We start from the raw sequence: 22255 nt of genomic DNA on the forward strand, positions 1-22255 counted from the left end.
AAATAAAATAGGATTATTATTTAATCGTTGACTTTACATTTCCGCAAGAAAGCATTGATTTTCCGTAATAAGGATTTACGATTTTAGATTCATCGCTCAACCAGCTTCCGTCAGCCATTGGGCAATACTGAACGTAAACCGGATTTTCCGAAACTTTAAATTCCTTTGCTAAAGCGATCATATTGTCCGAAAGATTCATAAAAGTTTCTCTCTGCGTGTTGATGGTTCTTGCTTCCGATATTTTGGATGCATCTTTTTTCAGAATACTTAAATTACCTTCTGATACTGTTTTTACATCCATCGCTGAAGCTGTTTTAATGAATTCTGTAGCTGCTTTTGATGTTTTATCCGCATCATCTGAAGCTAGAGCAGACTTTATTGCAATATAATTCTGATACAGCTTGGTTACCTGTGCATCTTTTTTAGATTGTGCTGAAATTGAAATAATTGAGAATAAAGAGAATACTGCGGTGATGATATATTTTTTCATTGTTTTAAATTTTAGAATTAATTTTTTAAGATAGAACTGTTAAATACATCGCATAAAGCGACAAGCCATGTCGTTAATAATCATTTAAAAACCAAACGACTGATGCATTCTAAATTCTAAAATTACAATGATAAATGAAGATGGGAGCCGACCGGTTTTCAGGCGGCGCATTAATTTGAATCTGAGTAAATTTCGTAGCTGAAAAAGAGTGGTCTATAAAGAAAAAATCATGACTTTGAACTTCTGAAATTTGTTTTAAAAAGTCAATTTTTAAAAAATCTGATTTCTGAGAATCATCAACCTTTACCAGTTTGATCTCTGTTTTACAACAGTCTTTTTTTGTTTTAACACCGCATTTACTGCAAATATCCTCTACTTTCTGACTGACTGAGGCGAATTCATTCATGCAATAGTGAACACTGAAAACCGCTCCGGAAGAAAATCCGAAGTAGAAAACAGAGAATAATATCGCAAGAATCTTTTTCATTGACACAAAGTTAAAAATATCTTTGATACGGATGTTATAGAATTCTGTATTGTTGTTATAAAATTTGGGAAAAGAAAAACCTCCTGAAATTTTCAGAAGGTTTTATTCTATTTTTATTTCCCGCAGATTTCACAGATTTTCGCAGATGATTGAGAATATTTTTAAACTATAACCCTTTATCCTGCTACCTGTAACCTACTTTATTTAATTCTAAATTCGAGCTTCACATTGAAGAAACGCCCTGTCAGACGAACGGGAACTGGATAGGCCATATTCGTAGACGAATCGGAAATCCATTGGTTAGCAACGGTATTTCTGATATTAAAGGCATTGAAAACCTGTACACCTAAGGTTAATTCCTCAAAATTCCCCCAAAAGCCATAGGCTGACTTCTTTTCTTTAGGCTCGATAAAAGCGTAAGAAAGCCCTAAATCTACTCTTTTATAAGCAGGTAAAGTTTTTTGATACATGTAAGGATCTGTAAGAACAGGTGCTCCCGTTGGCAGTCCCATGGCGTAAGTCAATGTTAAATTGACTTTCATTTTCGGAAACTGGGGCATATAGTCCTGATAGAACATGGCAAATCTGAATCTCTGATCGGTTGGTCTCGGGATATCTCCCCTTCCGTCAATATTTTCGTATACCCGTGCGTAACTTGCCGACAACCAGGAATCTACCCCGGGAACGAATTCTCCGTACAAACGGGTATCAATCCCGTAAGCATACCCTTTTGCATTATTCTGTCCTGAATAACGGATTCTCACATTATCCATATAATATGGAATCAGGTTATCCATTTTTTTATAATAAGCCTCAGTAGTTAGTTTGAAAGGTCTGTCATACATATAAAACTCATAATCGTTGGCCAAAATAGCCTGAATAGATCTTTGAGACTTTATATTGCTGTTAAAATTGCCATCCAGGTCTTTAATTTCCTTATAAAAAGGAGACTGATAGTAAACTCCTCCCGAAAGTTTAAACAACATATCTGAATCCCAATCCGGCTTGATAGCAAACTGAACCCTTGGCGAGAAAATAGTTTCTTTATTAAAGCTCCAGTTAGAAACTCTTGCCCCCGCATTAACAAAAACCTTACTCGCCCCCCAGAAAAACTTCTGAGAATATTGTACATAGGCAGACATTCTGGTAGGTTCAATATGGTTATTTCCGGCAATTCTGTAAGCCAGTTCAAGATCAGAGTAATCACCAATTCTAGGATCATCAATAGGTCTTGGCATGCTGTACCCTGCGGAGTCTATCAGTTTCCATTCGTTAGTAAGATCTTTAAGATTTTCTTTTTCATATTTAAATCCAACCTCGAAATCGGTATTTACATTCGGTGAAAAACGGGCTCTGAATTGTGTTCCGTAGGTTCTTACAAACAAATCATTTCTGGCATGCTCAATCTGTCCACCGGCATCATACGAAGTAACAGGATCCCCAGTCACCGGATCGAATGTCTGTAAGATATAAGAAGAGCCAATAGAGTAATACTCTCTTTCTCTGTTTTGATAGGAAAATGCATCTAAGGTAAATTTCCACTTATCCGACGGCTTATAGTTGGCTGAAACCGTACCCATCATATTTTTATACTTATCGTCTTCCCTTCCGTTGTAGAAGACCGTAAGATTCATTGGTCGCTGTAAACTTCCGAAATCTACACTTCTTTCTCTGGGAATCATTTCATAATCATTTTTTGAATAATATCCTATAAATGATAATGATAATTTAGGAGTGATATGATAGTTCATATACGTCTGAAAATCCATATAAACAGGATTGAAATCTGTATCTTCCTTTAATGTATTAAGGATAAGATTCATATTTCGGTATCTTCCTGAAAACAAAGCGGTAAATTTTTTATTTCCGTCCTCATCCTTTTTCCCGGAAGCAAAACCGGCAGTTAATCTCCCCCCCATTAAACTTCCCTCACCGGACAATTCAAACTTTTGAGGTTCACGATAATAAATGTTTAAGGCAGAAGACATTTTATCTCCATATCTTGCTTCAAAACCACCTGCCGAAAAGTTGACCGTAGAGACCATATCGGGATTGATCATACTTAAACCTTCCTGTTGAGAATTCCTGATCAGAAAAGGTCTGTAGATCTCAATATCATTAATATAAATAAGGTTTTCGTCATAGTTTCCTCCACGAACCATATACTGTGAAGAAAGCTCTGTATTGGAATTTACAGAAGGTAATGTTTTGATAATCCCTTCAATACCTCCCGAAATACTGGCTACATTTTTGGCATCTTTTGCCGAAATTTTCACATTGGTAATATCTTTCGTACTTCCTGCTACTTTTTTCTGGAAAACAACTTCCTCAATATCTGTGGTTTTCATCGTATCCTTCTTCTTGGTCTGCGAGAATACTAAGACAGGAACCATAAGGCTCAGCGGTAAAACTAGTTTTTTCAAAAGAAATGTTTTAAAATTTCAAACGTGAATATATACATTTTATTTTAACTTATTTAAACTTTTCTTAACATTTATTAAAATCATCCCAGTAATCTCGGCCTGATTTTATATCATTACTATGTAAATGGCTTAAAGCTTCAACAAGCTCAAACTAATAATACTTATGAACAAAATATATCATAAAATTATCAGACCGAGCTTGCTGAAATATTTTCCGTATCACAAATAATTGGGATGAATAAGTTCAAACAGGTATTATTTGTATTAAATGATTATAAAATAGCCTCTCTTACTCTTGTCAGTTTCTGTAAAAGATCTTCCAGTAAATCCAGCCTTAACATATTTGCGCCGTCCGATAAAGCTGTTTCAGGAGTAGGGTGCGTTTCAATGAAAATACCATCTGCGCCTACTGCAATTCCTGCTTTTGCGACCGTTTCGATAAGATCCGGTCTTCCTCCTGTCACGCCCGAACTTTGGTTAGGCTGCTGTAAAGAATGGGTAACATCCAGAATTACAGGTGCATATTGCTGCATCGTAGGGATTCCTCTGTAATCAACAATTAAATCTGTATATCCGAAAGAATTACCTCTTTCGATAATGGCTACTTTTTCATTTTTAGAATCAGTGATTTTCTGAACGGCAAATTTCATCGATTCAGGAGAAAGGAACTGTCCTTTTTTCAAAGTCACACATTTTCCCGTTTCAGCCGCAGCTACTAAAAGATCAGTCTGACGCACCAGAAATGCTGGAATCTGAAGAACATCAACATATTGAGCTGCCAAAGCTGCATGTTCGTTCTCGTGAATATCGGTTGTTGTCGGAATGTTGAATGTTTCTCCTACTTTTTTAAGAATTTCAAGAGACTTTTCCTCACCAATTGTCGTGAAAGAGTCTACCCTGCTTCTGTTCGCTTTTTTAAAGCTTCCTTTAAAGATGTAAGGAATATTATATTTATTGGTAAGTTCAATTACTTTTTCAGCAATTCTCAGTGCCATATCTTCACCTTCAATGATGCATGGGCCTGCAATTAGGAAAAAGTTTTTGGAATCTTTGTGCTGGATATTATCTAAATACTGAATCATTTTATTTTAATTAAAAAGTTCTGTAAAAATAACGATAAAGTTCGGGAATCGGAAATTATTTAATGTGAACTCGAAGCATGGGCCGGGACAATGTAGGATCAGGCCTAAAACTTGGGGAGAAATTGTTTAGATTTTTTTTGCCACGAGTACACGAATTTTTTATTTCCAAAAGATCGTGCAGATTTTTACAGATGCTGCTCTCTTTGTTGGTTTTTCGCAAAGTCGCAAAGATATTTTTTAATATTTTATGTTTTTAAGTCGCAAGGATTTTATCAAAGATAAAATTGAGGGCTGCATATTATCGCCGCGAATGCACGATTTTTTTTATTTCCCACAGATCGCAAAGATTTTCACAGATGATGCTGCTGGTATTTTTTTGCTTAATCTTCGTGATCTTTTTATCAGTAGAACGGCTTGGTGAGACTTAAAACGGGAGTTTTCAAAAAACTTGGTAGGGCTTCGTGTTCAATATGTAAAGTGTAAGGAAAAGAACCCGCTTCATTTGCAAAATCTGCGAGAGCAAAAAATTTCATCCTACATGATCTAAACTTTTTTGCCTTGCCCCAACTTTTGATACTGGTCGACAATGTCTGGATATGAGTTATCTTGCTAATGCAATTCGATGAATGACTGTCCCCCATATCAAATGATAGTCTTTTTGTTTGTTGATAAGCGTGCCCCTCGTTTATTTGGCTATTTTTACATTAAAGATTATCTTGTTAATGTAAAGATAATCTTTAATGATTGATTATTTTGAGTAAGCAAGGAGGAATCAGCGATTTGATTGGATGAAGCTTTATATACGCTTAAAGCCTATCTTCCACTTCTTTTATTTATGTTTATTCTAAAGCGGGAGCATTTTCTATGATGGTCTGCAGGGATTCGGGAATGTAAGGCCTTCCTCCCGTAGCAGGAACACAGGTGCCTGTAAAAACCCCCTTGGTTACCACTTTCTTATTGAGAATAATAGATTGTTTAAAATGAAGCCTTGGCAATCCCTCCTTATCACGGTATAATTCACAGGTAACGCTAATATGGTCGTCTTTCTTCAAAGATCTTAAAAAGTTAATTTTATACTCGGATAAAACCATGTTGACACCTTTATGAGCTTCCTCTTCAAGATTGAAGCCCAAAACTTCATCAATAAAAGTATGCCTGCAATATTCCATGTAAAACGGATAGTAAAGTCCGTCCATAATGCCCTGAACATCGATATGTTCATCTTTTACCGTATATTCTTTTGAATAGATCATTAATAATAATTTTTATAACAGAAAGCGAATTTAAAAAGAAAAAAGCTGTTACTGCGATAATTTTTATAAAAAAAAGCCCTTAAAAAAGGGCTTAGTTCATTTTCTTTACAATTTTTTCAAATGTATTGATGTTTCGGCTGGTGAATTGATCTTTCAGACTTTTCTTTCCCAACACCTTACCAAATGAGGAATCTAAGGTATTTCCTTTCGAAACCTGCCAGTAGAGAATACGATTCACAATTTTTGCGTCTTCGTATTCTGTTTTTGCAGCAGATTCGAATTCACTCATTAAAACATTCTCAATTCCGTCGATTCCTACGAAAGCATATGTATGAAAAGCCTCATTCTTTTGAAACGGATTTCCGTTCCAGAAATGTTCTGTTTCTTCATGAGATTTAATGAATAAAAAAGCTTCGTAAGAGAAACGTTCAGACATGGCTTTTTCAAGGATGATCTTTAAGTCTCCTGCTTTTTTGTCTGACGAAAAAATAATATTTCCGGAAGCTAAAATAGAAATAACATCGTTCATTCCGGCTTCTTTAAAAACCTGACAAACATCTGCCATTTTCATATTCGTTCCTTTTACATTGACACCACGAAGAAAAGCACAATATTTCATAATTTCAGTTTTTACCAGTAATAATTTCCTATTAATTGCATTCCGAACGTTTGCAATAAGCATAATACATAAAGAATGTTTAGTTTTTCCTGTCTCAAATCTTTTAAGAATAAAACAAAAAATGGCACCATATACAGGCATGCTCTTGCCGTTTCACCTGTACCGTAAGCTCCTGTTAAAAGCATTAATCCCAAGGCAATTAAACCTGAAAAAGAAAAAGTATTAACCTGTCTGTCTTTGAAAAGGTAAAAATTTCTGTTTTTAAAGCTAAAAAAATAGGCAACATAAGCGAACGAAAGGAAAATAAGAACCTCTGCAATATCTTCAAGTCTTGTGAAGAAATAAATAACCGGAGAATGCAACAGCATGAATCCTTTTGGATTTTCAGAATGACTTGCCTCAAAAAAAGTTGTCAAATGATTGCTACCGGTATATTCAAAGCTCAGATAAAAAAATACAATAGTGATCACGAAGCTGATGGTGGCGGCAAAGAAAACGGCAAAGTTCTTTTTATACAGAGTGATCAAAGATAAAATACCCACAAAGGCGATCAAAAATAACCCTGAGAATGTAAGCATATTCGTAATGATCAATCCGGCAGAAGCCATTAAAACGCCTGCAAAACTTAGTTTATTATGAACATAAATATGCGAAATTCCGCAAAGGAAAAGTAATGTTGATGTAAGGATGACCGCATCTATAGAGACTAAAAGATAGATATTAACCGAAGGAATTACTGCAAAAAATAACAACAATACTTTTCTTCTTCGGGCATCAATATTAAAGTTTTTCATTAATAAATTCATTAAAGGAAAACTAAAAATTGAAATGGCAAAAAAACCTAAGCTCATCCCTAAAATGCTTCCATTGAAAAGCTGCATGAACGCATAATGCAGTAAAGTTGCGTACGGTGGATGTGTTTTGGTGTGAAGCTGGAAAGCCTCGAGATTATGATTAAAATTCTGGATCCATAATCTCCAATCGGTAATATTTAAAGCATCGGTATGGTATTGTCTGCCTTTATAGTAAAAAGGCCGGAGAAAAGCGATATCTACATTCCCCTGCCCCATGTTTCCTAAAATAATTAACAAAATACAGATCAGGATGATCCAAAGGAAATTCAGTTTTTCAAAATAGTTATACGCCAATAGGCCTGTGCCTAAAAAAAGTAGGCAGAATAAACTGCCTACTATTAGAAATGAGGATGGATAGATAACCGAGAATGGAAATAAAAGACTATTCCCGGTAAATACCACATATTTATTAAGTAAAAAAATACTTACTGCTAAAAATATCCATATACCTATGGCTATTGAAAAAACTTTTAAAGGGAAATTAGTTTTTCCTATATATTTCATCATTTTAAAAAAGATTTTTGGTTATTGAGTAGCTTTAATGATTGATGTTGTGATCTGTTCTTCTTTTTCCTTAGAATAGGTAGAATCAAACGGCTCCATCACATCAAATAAATACTGATAAAACGGTGTTATTTTCTGTACGTTTTCAGATTCTTTTATTGCTTTTTCTTTACCCATTTCTTTAAGGTTTCCAACGAAAGTATTGAATTTTTTATCAATAGGCTCAATAGATCTTACTAAATAATCATAAGCTTTGTTCTTCTGACCGGTTTGAGTATAAGCATCCGTTACCGCTTTTACGACCATAGAATATTCCATAGGTTTAACTCCCATCGCTCTTCTTAAATATCGTTGCTCAGAAGGCGTAAGACTCGCATAATAGTCATATTCCTCGAAGATTCCTTTTTTAAGAACTTCCGCAAGTTCCAACCCTTTTTTCTCCTGTCCCGCTACGATGTATCCGTAAACCATTGAACTTAAAGAACGAGGATCGTTGTATTTCTGAGCCGGAATTTCTTTTGATGCCAAATCTAACAATTCTGCAGCTTTTGCTTTTTGTCCACTCAATGCTAATGCAGCCGCTGCTCTGCTCGCTGAACTTCTATAGCTGATAATGTTTGAGGTTGCAGTTTCATCAAAGTGATTGTTCAGATTTTTGAAATTCCCCCATCTGAAGTTTTTTACGGTATTGTAAAGAGAATTTGCATCTACTCTTCCCATTTCGCCATCAGGAGTCTGCGGCGTGTGAATAGGAATTAACCTGTAACTGAACCCGTCATACTGAAGATATTCATCCATATAGAAGATATTTTCACTGTCGTATACCCCACCTGAAGAGAAGTTAATCGGTCTTTTCCAGTCGAAGTTGGCAAGAATATCGAACATCATCAGGTTATTTTTATATAATGTATTCGATTTATATTTAATCATAATCTGATTTACCGTATTCGGAAGATCAGCCTGATTAATAATTCCCGCTTTTAAAGCATTATCTTTATTTACGGGTAAAATAAATTTGTTTACCGGTAAGAAGTTATACTTTTCATATTTTTCCTCTCCAAAAATCATTTTAAGGATTTCATCTTTTTCAGGAGACTTTTGCTTGATGAAGTTGACAGCTTCTTTCAAGGTCATTGAATCCTGAACCAAATATTTCCTGAATGTCTGAAGTTCTGTTTCGGGAGCGCCTTGTTCTTTTAAAGAAGCAAAAATTCCCTCCCAGTCATTTTTCTTCATCAGGTAGATCTGGTCGTTAGACCCGTCTCTGTAATCATCGTGTGTCAGGACGCTAGGAATGGCATCCGCATTATATGTTTTTCTTCTTACCTGGTCTATATTCCATGGAGTTGAAAGAAGTGTGAAATTGACTACTTTCACATCATCTCTGAACTGCTCAGTTTCCTGAATAGCCCAAACCGGATACGTATCATTATCCCCATAAACAAATAAGATGTCGTTTTTAGGTAGAGTTTTCAGGATAGAATATCCGTAGTCGTACGCTGTAAAACGATCACTTCTGTTGTGAACATTATAGTTCTGGAAGCCCATCATAAAAGGAACTCCCAATAAAACAACACCTAAACCAATATTGGCAGCATTTGATTTTACTTTTGACTGTAAAAACCAAAGAATAGCTCCTGCTCCAAGCCCTATCCAGATGGCAAAGGCGTAGAACGAACCTACCATGGCATAGTCTCTTTCTCTAGGTTCGAAAGGTTTTACTCCTGTGTAGAAAATAATTCCGACACTGGTAATGATGAACAAAGAAAGAATTGCATAGAATCTGCCAAAATCTTTGTTCATCTGGAAGAAAAATCCTATTAACCCCAGTAACAGAGGTAAGAAAAAGAATTTTACTGTACTTTCATTTTTGAATTTTGAAGGCATTTTATCAGCATTCCCCCATAATGCATTGTCAATGAAAGGAATTCCGGAAATCCAGTTCCCTTTTGTGCTTTCCATGTTCCCTTCAAGGTCGTTCTGTCTTCCTACAAAGTTCCACATCAGGTATCTTACAAAGTAATATCCGTTCTGGAAAGTAAAGAAATAATCTAAATTCTGTCCGAAACTCGGTCTCTGAACATTAATAAGGTTATAAGGTTTTACTTTTAAATAATCTGAAACGGTGATGGATTTATCTTCGTATTTTTTTCTCAATTCGTCAAAAACCTGTTTAGCTTCCGGGTTGTCGGCTACATCTTCATTGGCATAATTAAAGGTAAAGTCCGGCGCTCCGTACATCGAAATGTAGTTGGCCATCACATCTTTATCTTCATTGAACATTCTTGGCATAAAACTCACCTGAGACTTGTTGAATACGTAATTGAAGCGGTCTCCTGTTTTTCTGTATGTTCCCGTCTTCTCGTCCTTTTCGTAGATCTCTCCGGTTTTTTGGGTTTTAAAACTTCCGTCTTCGTTTTTCTCGATACCGTTAGCATCAAGAAATGCCGTATAGTTTTGACCATAAGACGTTGGCCAGTCGCCATACTGTACCCTGTTGTAATAATCTAGCATACCGATCGCGTTATCCGGATCGTTAAGATTCATCGGAGGATTGGCGTTGGCTCTGATAGGAATTACCATCCAGCAAGAAAATCCAATCATCATATAAACCACTGATAAAGCAATGGTCTGAAAAATATTTTTCTTTGTTCTCCTCGCATATTTGATGATGAAATAGCAAATGGCAACCGTCAACACAAACCCGGCAATTGTCCCTGAGTGGTAAGGAAGTCCCAAACCGTTCACAAAGAAGATTTCAAGTTTTCCGAACATCGTCATGATGAAAGGGAAAATTCCTTTAAATACAATAGCTAAAATAATCAGTGTAATAAAGTTTGCCCACACGAAGTTCTTCCATGTAAACTTATAATTTCTTGCATAATAAACAAAACAAACCGCAGGAATGGCCAGCATACACATCATGTGAACCCCTACTGAAAGTCCTAAGATGAAGAAAATAAGGATGATCCATCTGTCACTGTCCGCTGCCTGATATTCGTTTTCCCATTTGGTGATCAACCAGACTAAAAGCGCGATAAACATAGAAGCCATCGAGTATACTTCTCCTTCTACAGCAGAAAACCAGAAGGTATCTGAAAAGGTAAAGCATAAGGCGCCCACTAATCCTGCAAAAAGGATAGAAATTTCCTGATGTTTCGTTACTTCCTCAAAGTCTTTGTTGAGAAGCCTTCTTACGAAATGCGTAATGGTCCAGAAAAGGAACAAAATCGTAAAAGCACTAAACAATGCCGACATCGCGTTGATCACGATAGAATAATTCTCGCCCTTCCCTAAAGCAAAAATGGCTGCCACGGCACCCACAATCTGGAATAAAGCAGCCCCCGGGGCGTGCGTTACTTCTAGTTTTACTGCTGAGGAAATGTACTCTCCACAATCCCAGAAACTGAAATTGGGCTCTATGGTGGACAAGTACGTGAAAAATGCAATGACGAAAACCACCCATCCGAGGACGGTGTTCCATTGCCTAAAAGTCCAATTTTTCATAGTATTAAATCAATTACGCGAAAATAAGGCTTTTATATGATTTAAGACTGTTTTTAACAAAATTTAAAGATTTTGGCGCGTTTTTTGAAAACTTTCATCGTCGGATTGCAGAAAAAAAAATAAATTTTAGCGTTGTGTCGCTCAGAAATCAAACAAAAGTTTAGTAATTATTTATTTTTTTGTATTTTTGCGGTCAGATTTTTATTGAAAAATAACGAACTAATGAGTAATGTTTACGATAATATACTTGGCCTTATAGGAAATACTCCTATGGTGAAACTAAATACTGTTACAAAAGATATTCCTGCCACCGTTTATGCTAAGTTAGAGTCATATAATCCTGGACATTCCACTAAAGATAGAATTGCACTTCATATTATAGAAAACGCTGAAGAAAAAGGTTTATTAAAGGAAGACTCTGTAGTTGTAGAAACTACATCCGGGAACACCGGATTCTCTATTGCAATGGTTTGCATCATTAAGGGATATAAATGTATTCTTGCCGTGAGTGACAAGACGAAACCGGAAAAGATAGCTTACCTTAAAGCTTTGGGGGCTACCGTGTATATTTGCCCCGCCAATGTACCTGCTGATGATCCAAGATCTTATTATGAGGTCGCAAAAAGAATTGCTGCGGAAACGCCCAATTCAATCTACATCAATCAATATTTCAACGAATTGAATATTGATGCCCACTACAAAACGACAGGCCCTGAAATTTGGGAGCAGACGGAGGGAAAGATCACTCACCTTTTTGCATGTACCGGAACAGGCGGAACTTTATCCGGATCAGCAAAATTTTTAAAGGAAAAGAATCCGGATATCAAGATTATTGGTGTAGATGCTGATGGGTCTATCCTTAAAAGTTTCCACGAAACAGGGGAAATTCACAAAGAAGATGTACATCCTTATCAGATCGAGGGAATGGGGAAAAATTTAATCCCTGCTGCTCTTCTTTTTGACAAAGTAGATGAATTTGTAAGAGTTAACGACGAGATGTCTGCCTACAGAACCCGCGAGATCGCTTTGAAAGAAGCCATTATGGGTGGCTACACAACAGGAGCTGTTACTCAGGGATTGATGCAGTATGCTCAGTCTCACGAATTAACAGAAGATGATGTGATTGTTTTAATTTATCCTGATCACGGCTCAAGATATATCACCAAAGTATACAGTGATAAATGGATGGCAGAGCAAGGATTTGTAAACAACTGCGTTCATAACTATGATGAAGTTTTCAAAACGGAATTCATTAAATAGAATAAAAAAAATAACGATACAAATAAAGCCTTTTTTATAGACTACAAAAGGCTTTTTTCTTAAAAGTACTATATAAAATGTTGGATATTTTTGAAAGAATAAAAGAAAATCCAGGACCTCTTGGACAATTTGCAGATTACGGTGAAGGTTATTTTATTTTTCCGAGATTGGAAGGCCCTATTGGTCCGAGAATGCAATTTCAGGGAAGAGAAGTAATTTTCTGGAGTGCTAACGATTATTTGGGAATGTGTAACCATCCTGAAGTAATAGAAGCAGATGCAAAAGCTGCTGCCGAATTCGGAATGTTTTATCCGATGGGAGCAAGAGCAATGTCTGGAGAAACGGAACAGCACCTGCAGTTGGAAAGAGAATTGGCTGATTTTGTTCAGAAAGAATCTGCATATTTATTAAATTTCGGTTATCAGGGGATGGTTTCTACCATTGATGCCCTGGTAGGAAGAAATGACGTAATTGTTTATGATATGGATTCTCATGCCTGTATCGTAGACGGAGTGAGACTTCACGCAGGGAAAAGATTTACCTACAAACATAATAATATTGAAAGCCTTGAAAAAAATCTTCAGAGAGCAACAAAAGTAGCTGAAGAAACAGGAGGCGGTATTTTAGTAATTACTGAAGGGGTTTTCGGAATGAGAGGACAACAAGGTAAACTGAAAGAAATTTGCGAATTAAAATCTAAATATCAGTTCAGATTATTAGTAGATGACGCTCACGGGTTCGGAACACTTGGTGAAACAGGTGCCGGAGCTGGTGAAGAGCAGGGATGTCAGGATCAGATCGATGTTTATTTCTCAACTTTCGCGAAATCGATGGCCGGTTTTGGAGCTTTCATCGCTGGAGATAAAGAAATTATCAGATATCTGAAATTCAACTTAAGATCTCAAATCTTTGCAAAATCTTTAACAATGCCAATGGTAATCGGAGGTTTAAAAAGATTGGAGTTGTTGAGAACAAAACCTGAGATCAAAGCTAAACTTTGGGAAAACACTCACAAACTGCAAAACGGTCTTAAAGAAAGAGGGTTCAACATTGGAGATACCAATACTTGTGTAACCCCTGTAATGATGCAGGGAACTCCGGTAGAAGCCACTCTTTTGGTAAAAGACCTAAGAGAGATCTACGGAATCTTCACTTCGGTTGTTGTTTATCCGGTAATTCCAAAGGGAATGATTCTATTAAGATTAATTCCGACAGCATCTCACACGGATGCGGAAATTACAGAAACTCTTGCCGCGTTTGAAGCTATTCACGACAAATTAGTAAGTGGTTACTATAAAGAACAGGAGCAAAAATTATTACAGGAACAAGGTTTAAGTTTTAAACCAATTTAATAATACAACTTGAAAAACCACTGAAACTGATTCAGTGGTTTTTTATGAATTGTCTATAAAAATTTTAGTTTCAAAGAAAAGATGAAATTTAAAGGTTATGCGTTGGGCATTACATCAGCCGTATCTTACGGATTACTGCCCATTTTTATTTTGCCTATTAAGCACGCGCATTTCTCACTGGATGTTACTTTATTTTATAGGTTTCTATTTTCTGCCTTAATGGTTGGAGGATATCTACTCTATTCTAAAGAAAGTTTTTCTATCAACAGAAAAGAATTATTACTATTTGCAATACTCGGAATGTGCTATGCACTCTCCTCAGAATTTTTATTTTTAGGCTACGATTATCTCACGCCCGGTATTGCTTCCACGGTTTTATTCATCTACCCCGTTATTGTGGCGTTAGTTATGTTTTTCTTTTTTAAAGAGAAACTGACAAAGCTTTCCGTTTCATCCTTGCTTTTGGCTTTTGCAGGCGTTATCATCCTTTGTTTAAAAGGAAACAGCTTACAAATTAATTATAGTGGATTAGGAATTGTTATGCTCAGCTCGCTGTTTTATGCACTTTATATCATCATTGTTAATAAAGCCAATTTAAAAGTTTCAGGATTCAAGCTTTCCTTTTATTCAATGCTTTTTACGGCAGGATTTTTTATGATCAAAGCGATGGTTGGGCATCATTCATTTGCCATCCCTTCCACTTCTACTTTCTTTAATTTTTTAATATTTGCTTTTCTTACAACAGTCATTTCCAGCTTATGTTTAGTGTATGCCATTAAAGAGATTGGATCTACAGCTGCAGCAATTTTAGGTGCTTTAAAACCCGTAATTGCCGTAATGATCAGTGTTTTAATTTTTCATGAAAAGTTTACGCTAAATCTCTTCTGGGGAATTACATTAATTTTGATCGGTGTCATTTTAAATGTTATTGCCGACAGTAGAAAATTAAGACAAATCCAAAGTTTATAGCATAAATTTGTTTAAACTAATTTTAAATTTAACAGCAAAAGAAGCAAAAGACCTTATTGGATTTATTTAAAGTATTTCAAAAGTCTATAAAGAGAAAAAATAAAAGATTTTTTAAACTTATGTGATCTTTTTTTATTTAAGTATTAAACTTAAAATAACTAAAGTGTTAATATCTTTTGTTTCTTTTGTGGTAAAAAAAGTTTAAACAAGTTTCATATTATAAAAATACCAATTCACAAAAATTTAAATTATTTAAAATAAATTTGTAAAAATTTTTCTATTGAAAGATCTGCTTCTTATCACACCGCCTTTTACCCAGCTGAATACTCCTTATCCCGCAACAGCTTATATTAAAGGATTTTTAAATACCAAAAATATTTCAAGCTATCAAATCGATTTAGGAATTGAAGTAATTTTAGAATTATTTTCAAAAAACGGACTTCAAAAGGTCTTTGATAAAGAAATTGATCTTCCTGCTATTTCAGAAAATTCACAAAGAATTTTTGCCTTGCGTGAAGAATATCTGAAGACCATTGATCAGGTTATTTCTTTTCTTCAGGGTAAAAATCCTACACTGGCAAGACAGATTTGCTCTATGAATTTTCTTCCGGAAGCTTCCCGATTCAACCAGTTGGATGATATGGAATTTGCGTTCGGTAACATGGGATTGCAGGATAAAGCGAAACACTTGGCGACTTTATACTTAGAAGATCTTTCAGATTATATCGTTGAAAATGTAGATTCTGATTTCGGATTCAGCAGATATGCGGAGCGATTGGGAAAAAGTGCCAATTCATTTGACGAATTACACACAAAATTATCCGATGAACAGACTTTTATTGATGATTTTACCTTAAAAATTCTTCAAGAAACTCTAGAAAAAGTTCAGCCGAAGCTGGTTTGCTTTTCCGTTCCTTTTCCCGGAAATTTATATTCGGGATTTCGCTGTGCGCAATTCATTAAAGAACATTATCCGCACATTAAAACTGCGATGGGCGGAGGATTTCCTAATACGGAACTTCGTTCTATAAAAGACAAAAGAGTTTTTGATTTTTTTGATTTTATCACGTTAGACGACGGAGAAGTTCCTCTTGAACTGTTGTGTGAGAATGTCTGCAACCCCAATTCTGCTGAAGAACTTCAATTTAAAAGGACATTCCTTGTTGAAAATCAAGAAGTTGTTTATAAAAACAATGCTAAAAAGCACGATTATAAGCAAGCCGATATCGGAACTCCCGATTATACGGATTTACAGCTTGACAAATATGTATCCGTGATTGAAATTGCCAATCCGATGCATAGTTTGTGGAGCGACGGAAGGTGGAATAAACTGACCATGGCGCACGGCTGCTACTGGGGAAAATGTACTTTTTGCGATATTTCTTTAGACTATATTAAAATTTATGAACCCGTTTCAGCCAGAATTCTGGTAGACCGAATGGAAGAATTGATCCAAACAACGGGAGAAACGGGTTTCCATTTTGTGGATGAAGCAGCACCACCTGCTTTGATGAGGGAAGTTGCATTAGAGATTTTAAGAAGAAACCTAGTTGTAACCTGGTGGACGAATATTCGTTTTGAAAAAAGTTTTACGCGAGATCTTTGTTTTTTATTAAAACTTTCAGGCTGTGTCGCAGTTTCCGGAGGATTAGAAGTTGCAAGCGACCGATTATTAAAACTTATCGACAAAGGCGTTTCTGTAGATCAGGTGGCGAAAGTAACCCGAAATTTTACAGAAGCTGGAATTATGGTTCACGCCTATTTGATGTACGGCTACCCTACTCAAACCGTTCAGGAAACGGTGGATTCCTTGGAAATGGTTCGTCAATTATTTGAAATGGGAATTCTGCAAAGTGGTTTCTGGCATCAGTTTGCCATGACTGCTCATTCGCCTGTGGGGATGGCGCCTGAAGAATTTGGCGTAACGCCCGTTAAACAAGATATTTTATTCGCCAATAACGATATTGATTTTACGGACAGAACAGGGATTGATCATGGAAAATTCAGCTTTGGATTAAAAAAATCCTTGTTCAATTATATGCACGGAATTAATTTTGAACTTCCGCTTCAGGAATGGTTTGATTTTAAAGTTCCGAGAACAACTATCCATCCTGATTATATTCATGACTGTTTATTGGATGACGATAATTTTACGTTTAAGGGCAATTCCAAGATTGTATTTTTAACTAAAAATGTAATCGCTGAGAATCGTGTAAAAACTAAGAAGAAAGCAACTTATCCGTATACCCGACTTACTTTTCATTTAAAGACCAATATTGTTTCTATAGATTTAGATCAGGAACAAGCAGAATGGTTGGTTAAAATGCTGGAAGAGAATTCAACAGAAAATGCTAAAAAAATTACACTTCAACAGTTGAAAACCAGTTTTGAAGAACATTTTGATAATTTTGAATTATTCTGGTTTTCAAAACCGATGCAGCAGCTTAAAGAAAATGGCGTGATCTTGAGTTTGTAATTTTAATGAAGCAGTGTTTAGAGACAAACTAAGTGAAGAATTTATATTGAAATAAAAATAACAAAAAATCTCCTGAAAATAATTTCAGGAGATTTTTTGATTACAAGCTTTGGCTAAAGCCAATTAAATATCTTTATTCTTTGTAAACGGTCTAAAGCCTGTTTCTATTGATCGTTTTATTTTTGAACACCATCTTTTACCACTTCTCCAACAATAACTTTTTCCTGGATTTTAATAAAATTAGGATCCATAATTGCCATTCTTTCTGCAATGGCTTTATACGTTGGAAACTTTAAAATAGAAGCTCTTCCCGACATTTCCCTGAATAGCGTAAAAGACTTTCCTCCGGCTGTTTTTATCTGTTTGGTTGTTGTTATATATTTTCCGATAAATTTGCTTTTAGCATCGTAAATTTCAATGTCTACAAAGGTTTTATCACTCACTGTATCTTCAGATCCGAAGCTTACCGGTAAATTAGTAAAATATCCAACAGGAATACCATTGCTTAATATTTCGCCGACATTATTGACGGTAATATTCAGTTTATCAATTTTAGTTTTTGTGGTATACGCTTCTTTGGTTTTGGTATCCAATTTTCGTTTAGGTATATCTTTAAAAAGATCATCTAAATTTTTAACATTAATTCCTCTTTCATCAATGATCTTTAAACCTTTGATACAGGTATAAACCGCCGATTTTTCATCTCCCGAAAATGCTGACGGAGAGATATAATCCAAATCAAGTGTTTTCTCCTGATTATAGATCCTGTTGAGTTTTATATAGCTGTCTCTTACCGAATCTACCACGCTTTTATCAATAAATTCGATGGTATAAATGGGCGTTTCTTTCAAATCCATAAAGGTATAAATACTACCTTTATTAGAGACTTTTGCCACATGAATTCCTTCAAGACTTACAATTCCTCTTTTGGTTTTGATGAGCTGAGCGTTGAAGATAACTCCTAAAATTGTAAATAAAATGATTAAACTTTTCTTCATAAAATCAGATTTCTACATTGCATAAAAAAAGTGTAACCAAAGTTACACTTTCTTGAAAATATATTTAGCTTTTCATTTAATTATTCACAAAGGATGATTCCTTTATTATTATTAAATTCTACAACACCGCTTTTGATAATATATGAAAAAATAGAATCCTGGTTGTTTTCGCCTTCTTTAGTAAGGTTTTTAGCATACGCCTCACCTACAGACTGAGCAAATAATTTTACTTTACCGCCTACCAAAGAAGAAACAATTCCTGCGTGGTTTTTCATGATGTGAAATTCACCATTTTTTCCAGGCAAAAGAACAGAGTCTACCTCTCCTTCAAAAACTACGTATTCTGGTGTTAAAATTTTTATATTCATTTTAATTGCTTTTGGCTTTTTGGCTAATAGCTATTGGCTATCAGCAATTAGCATTATTATGCGTTATCAGCTAACATTTTTTGTCCAGCTTCGATAGCCTCCTCGATGGTTCCTTTCAAGTTGAAAGCAGCTTCTGGTAAGTGATCTAATTCACCATCCATAATCATTGTAAATCCTTTGATAGTATCTTTGATATCTACCAAAGATCCCGGGATACCTGTAAACTGTTCTGCAACGTGGAAAGGCTGAGAAAGGAATCTCTGAACTTTTCTAGCACGGTAAACTACTGATTTATCTTCTTCAGAAAGTTCTTCCATACCTAAGATTGCGATGATATCCTGAAGCGCTTTGTATCTCTGAAGAATTTCTTTTACTCTCTGAGCACAGTTATAATGTTCTTCACCGATAATTTCCGGAGCCAAGATTCTTGACGTAGAAGCCAATGGATCTACCGCTGGATAGATACCTAATGAAGCAATCTTTCTGTCTAGTACCGTAGTTGCATCCAAGTGAGCAAACGTAGTTGCAGGAGCTGGGTCAGTTAAGTCATCCGCAGGTACGTAAACCGCCTGTACTGATGTAATTGAACCATTTTTAGTTGAAGTAATTCTTTCCTGCATCGCACCCATTTCAGAAGCAAGCGTCGGTTGGTAACCTACAGCAGAAGGCATACGACCCAAAAGTGCAGATACCTCAGAACCAGCCTGTGTAAAACGGAAGATGTTGTCTACGAAGAAAAGTACGTCTCTACCTTGTCCGCTTTCACCTCCATCTCTGTAATACTCAGCTAATGTAAGACCAGAAAGTGCTACTCTCGCTCTTGCACCAGGAGGCTCATTCATCTGTCCGAAAACGAATGCAGCTTTAGATTCTTTCATAGCCTCTAGGTCTACTTTAGAAAGATCCCAACCTCCGTTTTCCATAGAGTGCATAAAATCATCACCATACTTGATGATACCTGATTCTAGCATCTCTCTCAAAAGGTCATTTCCTTCTCTCGTTCTTTCACCTACTCCGGCAAAAACTGAAAGACCTCCGTGTCCTTTTGCAATATTGTTAATCAACTCCTGAATCAATACTGTTTTACCTACACCGGCACCACCGAACAAACCAATTTTACCTCCTTTTGCGTAAGGCTCAACTAAGTCGATTACTTTAATACCTGTAAATAAAACTTCTGCAGAAGTTGAAAGTTGATCAAATTTTGGAGCTGGTCTGTGAATTGGAAGACCACCTTCCTTAGAAATTTCCTGAATTCCGTCGATAGCATCCCCAACAACGTTGAAAAGTCTTCCGTTTACAGCTTCACCAATCGGCATTACAATAGGATTTCCGTATCCGATTACATCCTGACCTCTTTTAAGACCATCAGTTGCATCCATTGCGATACATCTTACAGTATCTTCACCAATATGTTGTTCTACCTCTAAGACTACTTTTTCACCGTTTTCTTTCGTAATCTCCAACGCGTCATAAATGCTTGGAACTGCCTCCACATCATTAAAAACTACGTCGATTACCGGACCAATAATTTGAGAAATTTTTCCTTTAATTTGGTTTGCCATTGCTAAATTTTTTCTTGGTGCAAATATAATGATTCTTCATAAACCCGCAATTGGTAAAAAAAAGATTTTTATCATGCTTTTTTTTCTTACAAAAGGATTATGAATTTAAATGTAATCAAAATAATAAAATAAAGATAATTTACATTCTGATTTAAATATGTGATAATTTACCGCTCAATTAAAATATTTAATGATTAAAATTTAATTTAAATATTTTTTAGTTAAGATAAAAATTCATGAAAATCCTGTTAAATTTCGCAAAAATGTGTTTTTAAATCGAGAAGCAGACAGCAATATTACATGTTGAAATTGGAGAAACAATCATTTTTTTAAACAATTAAAATTTTCCTTTATAACAGGCAATTTTCACTTACTTTAGTATGAAAATATTCTTCAAATTTTATTGATTACTTAAAATCAAAAACAAATTGAATCAATCCTATTGAAAATAACTCTTATTATATAATACCAGATAATTTTAAAGGCTTTATATTTGCAATCAAATTTTTTTCCGTTTTGAAAGCTTTCAGGAATTTTACAGATTACTCTTCTCAGAAGCCTTTAGCATTGTCTTTAGGAATGTTCGACGGGGTGCATCTTGGGCATAAAAGTATTATAGATGAATTATTAAACATTGGTTCTGAAAACCATTTGGAGACTGCTGTGCTTACTTTTTGGCCACATCCGAGATTTGTTTTCAATCCCAATGAAAATCTGAAACTTCTTAATACGCTGGAAGAGAAGAAATTCCTGATGGAAAAATATGGCATCGACAATTTGTTCTTAAAAGAGTTTGATGAAGAATTCAGAAATCTTACCGGAGAAGAATTTGTTCGCCAGATTTTAATTGATAAGCTAAATGTTAAATATTTAATTATCGGTTATGACCATTCTTTCGGAAAAAACAAAAGCGGAAACTTTGAATTGCTTCAAAAACTTTCAAAAGAATTAGATTTTGAAGTTGAACAAATGGAAGCCATCAATATTCATGAAAATAATATCAGTTCTACCAAAGTTCGTAATGCCCTTTTAGCGGGAAATATTAAAGAGGCCAACGAAATGCTGGGCTACTCCTACTCTGTTTCCGGAACGGTTGTTCACGGCAAAAAAATCGGACGAACAATTGGTTATCCTACCGCCAATATCGAAACAGAATCAATTAAACTTTTACCTAAAAAAGGTGCTTATATTGTTGAAGTTTTCGTTAAAGATCAGCAATATAAAGGAATGTTAAGCGTCGGTACAAACCCAACGGTAAACGGAGAAAAACTAACTGTCGAAGTATATATCCTGGATTTTAACGGAGATATTTACGATGAAAACATTACCGTAAAATTCAGAGATTTCCTTCATGACGAAATAAAATTCGAAGGGCTGGAAAAATTAATCGAAAGACTGGATGAAGATAAAAGATTAACTGAAGAGTTTCAGTTCTAAGATGGTTCAAGGCTGGAAGATGGATGTTATAACAGAACCTATTAAAAACACCCATCTTCCAGCCAAGTATAACTTATTTCAATATTTTTAAATAAATTTTCTGAGATTCTCCGTTTAATTTCACATTAGGAAATTCTTTGTCGTGGTCGATATAAATATCCCTTTTTTCACCCGCTTTTCCATTGCCATCTGAATCCCATTCAATTGAAACATAATATTTTATCCTATCTTTAATTTTAGGATCTATTTTACTGTCAGCATCCTTAGGTACAGGCATATTAATGGTAAACGGAATTGAAGTTTCTTCATATTCCTGCTCAGTGATCAAAGTAGCCGGAGCATCTGCTAAAAGCGGATCATGAGCATATAAACTTACTTTAAGCTTAGGATTTTTAATGCTAAATTTTTCCGAACCTGTAAATTCCAGTTTTAAGTTTTCAGAATTGTTGGCACTATCTGTAGAAATTGGCTTTTCTGTGTTCGCCTGAGTATTTTCAGCCGCAGCTTTTTTATCGTGTGTATTACAGCTCAATAATATCACACCTGAGGTCATCAGTAATAAAAGATTCTTTTTCATTTGTTTTTGAATTTATATTAAAATTATTTTTGAG

General features: G+C 35.3%; 17 protein-coding genes. 5 read left to right on the top strand and 12 right to left on the bottom strand.

Annotated elements, in window-relative coordinates; translation table 11 throughout:
- Positions 1-16: 16 nt before the first annotated feature.
- The 8 genes from VUJ46_RS03780 to VUJ46_RS03815 form a co-directional block, all read right to left on the bottom strand.
- Entirely contained in the window at positions 17-490 is a 474-nt protein-coding gene (locus tag VUJ46_RS03780) for a DUF3347 domain-containing protein (protein ID WP_326983676.1), read from the bottom strand.
- A gap of 109 nt (positions 491-599) precedes the next feature.
- Positions 600-977, bottom strand: a complete 378-nt coding sequence (locus tag VUJ46_RS03785; RefSeq protein ID WP_326983677.1) for an HYC_CC_PP family protein — start codon at positions 975-977, stop codon at positions 600-602.
- A gap of 200 nt (positions 978-1177) precedes the next feature.
- Positions 1178-3400, bottom strand: coding sequence for a TonB-dependent receptor plug domain-containing protein (locus VUJ46_RS03790; protein ID WP_326983678.1), 2223 nt, complete (start codon positions 3398-3400; stop codon positions 1178-1180).
- Positions 3401-3672: 272 nt separating this feature from the next.
- Entirely contained in the window at positions 3673-4482 is an 810-nt protein-coding gene (gene kdsA, locus VUJ46_RS03795) for a 3-deoxy-8-phosphooctulonate synthase (RefSeq protein ID WP_267402983.1), read from the bottom strand.
- Positions 4483-5321: 839 nt separating this feature from the next.
- The gene (locus VUJ46_RS03800) at positions 5322-5735 is read right to left on the bottom strand and encodes an acyl-CoA thioesterase (protein ID WP_326983679.1); all 414 of its coding nucleotides are present in this window, start codon (positions 5733-5735) and stop codon (positions 5322-5324) included.
- 91 nt (positions 5736-5826) lie between these two features.
- The gene (locus VUJ46_RS03805) at positions 5827-6354 is read right to left on the bottom strand and encodes a DUF1697 domain-containing protein (protein WP_326983680.1); all 528 of its coding nucleotides are present in this window, start codon (positions 6352-6354) and stop codon (positions 5827-5829) included.
- A gap of 11 nt (positions 6355-6365) precedes the next feature.
- Positions 6366-7715 carry a hypothetical protein gene (locus VUJ46_RS03810; RefSeq protein WP_326983681.1) on the bottom strand — a complete coding sequence of 450 codons (1350 nt, stop codon included), beginning with the start codon at positions 7713-7715 and terminating at the stop codon, positions 6366-6368.
- Between the two features lie 18 nt (positions 7716-7733).
- Entirely contained in the window at positions 7734-11219 is a 3486-nt protein-coding gene (locus VUJ46_RS03815) for a glycosyltransferase family 117 protein (RefSeq protein ID WP_326983682.1), read from the bottom strand.
- 222 nt (positions 11220-11441) lie between these two features.
- Here VUJ46_RS03815 and VUJ46_RS03820 point away from each other — a divergent pair, with 222 nt between their 5' ends.
- The 4 genes from VUJ46_RS03820 to VUJ46_RS03835 all read left to right on the top strand — a co-directional run bounded on the left by VUJ46_RS03820 (position 11442) and on the right by VUJ46_RS03835 (position 17276).
- Positions 11442-12479 carry a PLP-dependent cysteine synthase family protein gene (locus VUJ46_RS03820; RefSeq protein WP_326983683.1) on the top strand — a complete coding sequence of 346 codons (1038 nt, stop codon included), beginning with the start codon at positions 11442-11444 and terminating at the stop codon, positions 12477-12479.
- Positions 12480-12559: 80 nt separating this feature from the next.
- Entirely contained in the window at positions 12560-13831 is a 1272-nt protein-coding gene (locus tag VUJ46_RS03825; protein ID WP_267403253.1) for an aminotransferase class I/II-fold pyridoxal phosphate-dependent enzyme, read from the top strand.
- An 81-nt stretch (positions 13832-13912) separates the two neighbouring features.
- Positions 13913-14800: a DMT family transporter gene (locus VUJ46_RS03830; RefSeq protein ID WP_326983684.1), complete on the top strand. Its 888-nt coding sequence runs from the start codon at positions 13913-13915 to the stop codon at positions 14798-14800.
- Between the two features lie 280 nt (positions 14801-15080).
- Positions 15081-17276: a B12-binding domain-containing radical SAM protein gene (locus VUJ46_RS03835; RefSeq protein ID WP_326983685.1), complete on the top strand. Its 2196-nt coding sequence runs from the start codon at positions 15081-15083 to the stop codon at positions 17274-17276.
- A 176-nt stretch (positions 17277-17452) separates the two neighbouring features.
- Here the strand turns inward: VUJ46_RS03835 and VUJ46_RS03840 are convergent, their stop codons facing one another.
- The 3 genes from VUJ46_RS03840 to atpD form a co-directional block, all read right to left on the bottom strand.
- Positions 17453-18274 (bottom strand): hypothetical protein, encoded by an 822-nt coding sequence (locus VUJ46_RS03840; RefSeq protein ID WP_326983686.1) that lies wholly within the window; start codon positions 18272-18274, stop codon positions 17453-17455.
- Positions 18275-18354: 80 nt separating this feature from the next.
- Positions 18355-18642, bottom strand: a complete 288-nt coding sequence (locus VUJ46_RS03845) for a FoF1 ATP synthase subunit delta/epsilon (protein WP_267402971.1) — start codon at positions 18640-18642, stop codon at positions 18355-18357.
- A gap of 56 nt (positions 18643-18698) precedes the next feature.
- The gene (gene atpD, locus VUJ46_RS03850; RefSeq protein ID WP_326983687.1) at positions 18699-20207 is read right to left on the bottom strand and encodes a F0F1 ATP synthase subunit beta; all 1509 of its coding nucleotides are present in this window, start codon (positions 20205-20207) and stop codon (positions 18699-18701) included.
- Between the two features lie 516 nt (positions 20208-20723).
- Here atpD and VUJ46_RS03855 point away from each other — a divergent pair.
- Entirely contained in the window at positions 20724-21644 is a 921-nt protein-coding gene (locus VUJ46_RS03855) for a bifunctional riboflavin kinase/FAD synthetase (RefSeq protein WP_326983688.1), read from the top strand.
- Between the two features lie 73 nt (positions 21645-21717).
- Here the strand turns inward: VUJ46_RS03855 and VUJ46_RS03860 are convergent, their stop codons facing one another.
- Positions 21718-22221 (bottom strand): hypothetical protein, encoded by a 504-nt coding sequence (locus tag VUJ46_RS03860; RefSeq protein WP_326983689.1) that lies wholly within the window; start codon positions 22219-22221, stop codon positions 21718-21720.
- Between the last annotated feature and the right edge of the window lie 34 nt (positions 22222-22255).

Source organism: Chryseobacterium sp. MYb264 (assembly GCF_035974275.1).
Lineage (GTDB): Bacteria > Bacteroidota > Bacteroidia > Flavobacteriales > Weeksellaceae > Chryseobacterium.

Bases quoted from the DNA above. Each gene is read 5' to 3' on its own strand.
- VUJ46_RS03780 (WP_326983676.1), bottom strand. From the start codon at position 490: ATGAAAAAATATATCATCACCGCAGTATTCTCTTTATTCTCAATTATT.
- VUJ46_RS03785 (WP_326983677.1), bottom strand. From the start codon at position 977: ATGAAAAAGATTCTTGCGATATTATTCTCTGTTTTCTACTTCGGATTT.
- kdsA (WP_267402983.1), bottom strand. From the start codon at position 4,482: ATGATTCAGTATTTAGATAATATCCAGCACAAAGATTCCAAAAACTTT.
- VUJ46_RS03800 (WP_326983679.1), bottom strand. From the start codon at position 5,735: ATGATCTATTCAAAAGAATATACGGTAAAAGATGAACATATCGATGTT.
- VUJ46_RS03805 (WP_326983680.1), bottom strand. From the start codon at position 6,354: ATGAAATATTGTGCTTTTCTTCGTGGTGTCAATGTAAAAGGAACGAAT.
- VUJ46_RS03810 (WP_326983681.1), bottom strand. From the start codon at position 7,715: ATGATGAAATATATAGGAAAAACTAATTTCCCTTTAAAAGTTTTTTCA.
- VUJ46_RS03815 (WP_326983682.1), bottom strand. From the start codon at position 11,219: ATGAAAAATTGGACTTTTAGGCAATGGAACACCGTCCTCGGATGGGTG.
- VUJ46_RS03820 (WP_326983683.1), top strand. From the start codon at position 11,442: ATGAGTAATGTTTACGATAATATACTTGGCCTTATAGGAAATACTCCT.
- VUJ46_RS03830 (WP_326983684.1), top strand. From the start codon at position 13,913: ATGAAATTTAAAGGTTATGCGTTGGGCATTACATCAGCCGTATCTTAC.
- VUJ46_RS03840 (WP_326983686.1), bottom strand. From the start codon at position 18,274: ATGAAGAAAAGTTTAATCATTTTATTTACAATTTTAGGAGTTATCTTC.
- VUJ46_RS03845 (WP_267402971.1), bottom strand. From the start codon at position 18,642: ATGAATATAAAAATTTTAACACCAGAATACGTAGTTTTTGAAGGAGAG.
- atpD (WP_326983687.1), bottom strand. From the start codon at position 20,207: ATGGCAAACCAAATTAAAGGAAAAATTTCTCAAATTATTGGTCCGGTA.
- VUJ46_RS03860 (WP_326983689.1), bottom strand. From the start codon at position 22,221: ATGAAAAAGAATCTTTTATTACTGATGACCTCAGGTGTGATATTATTG.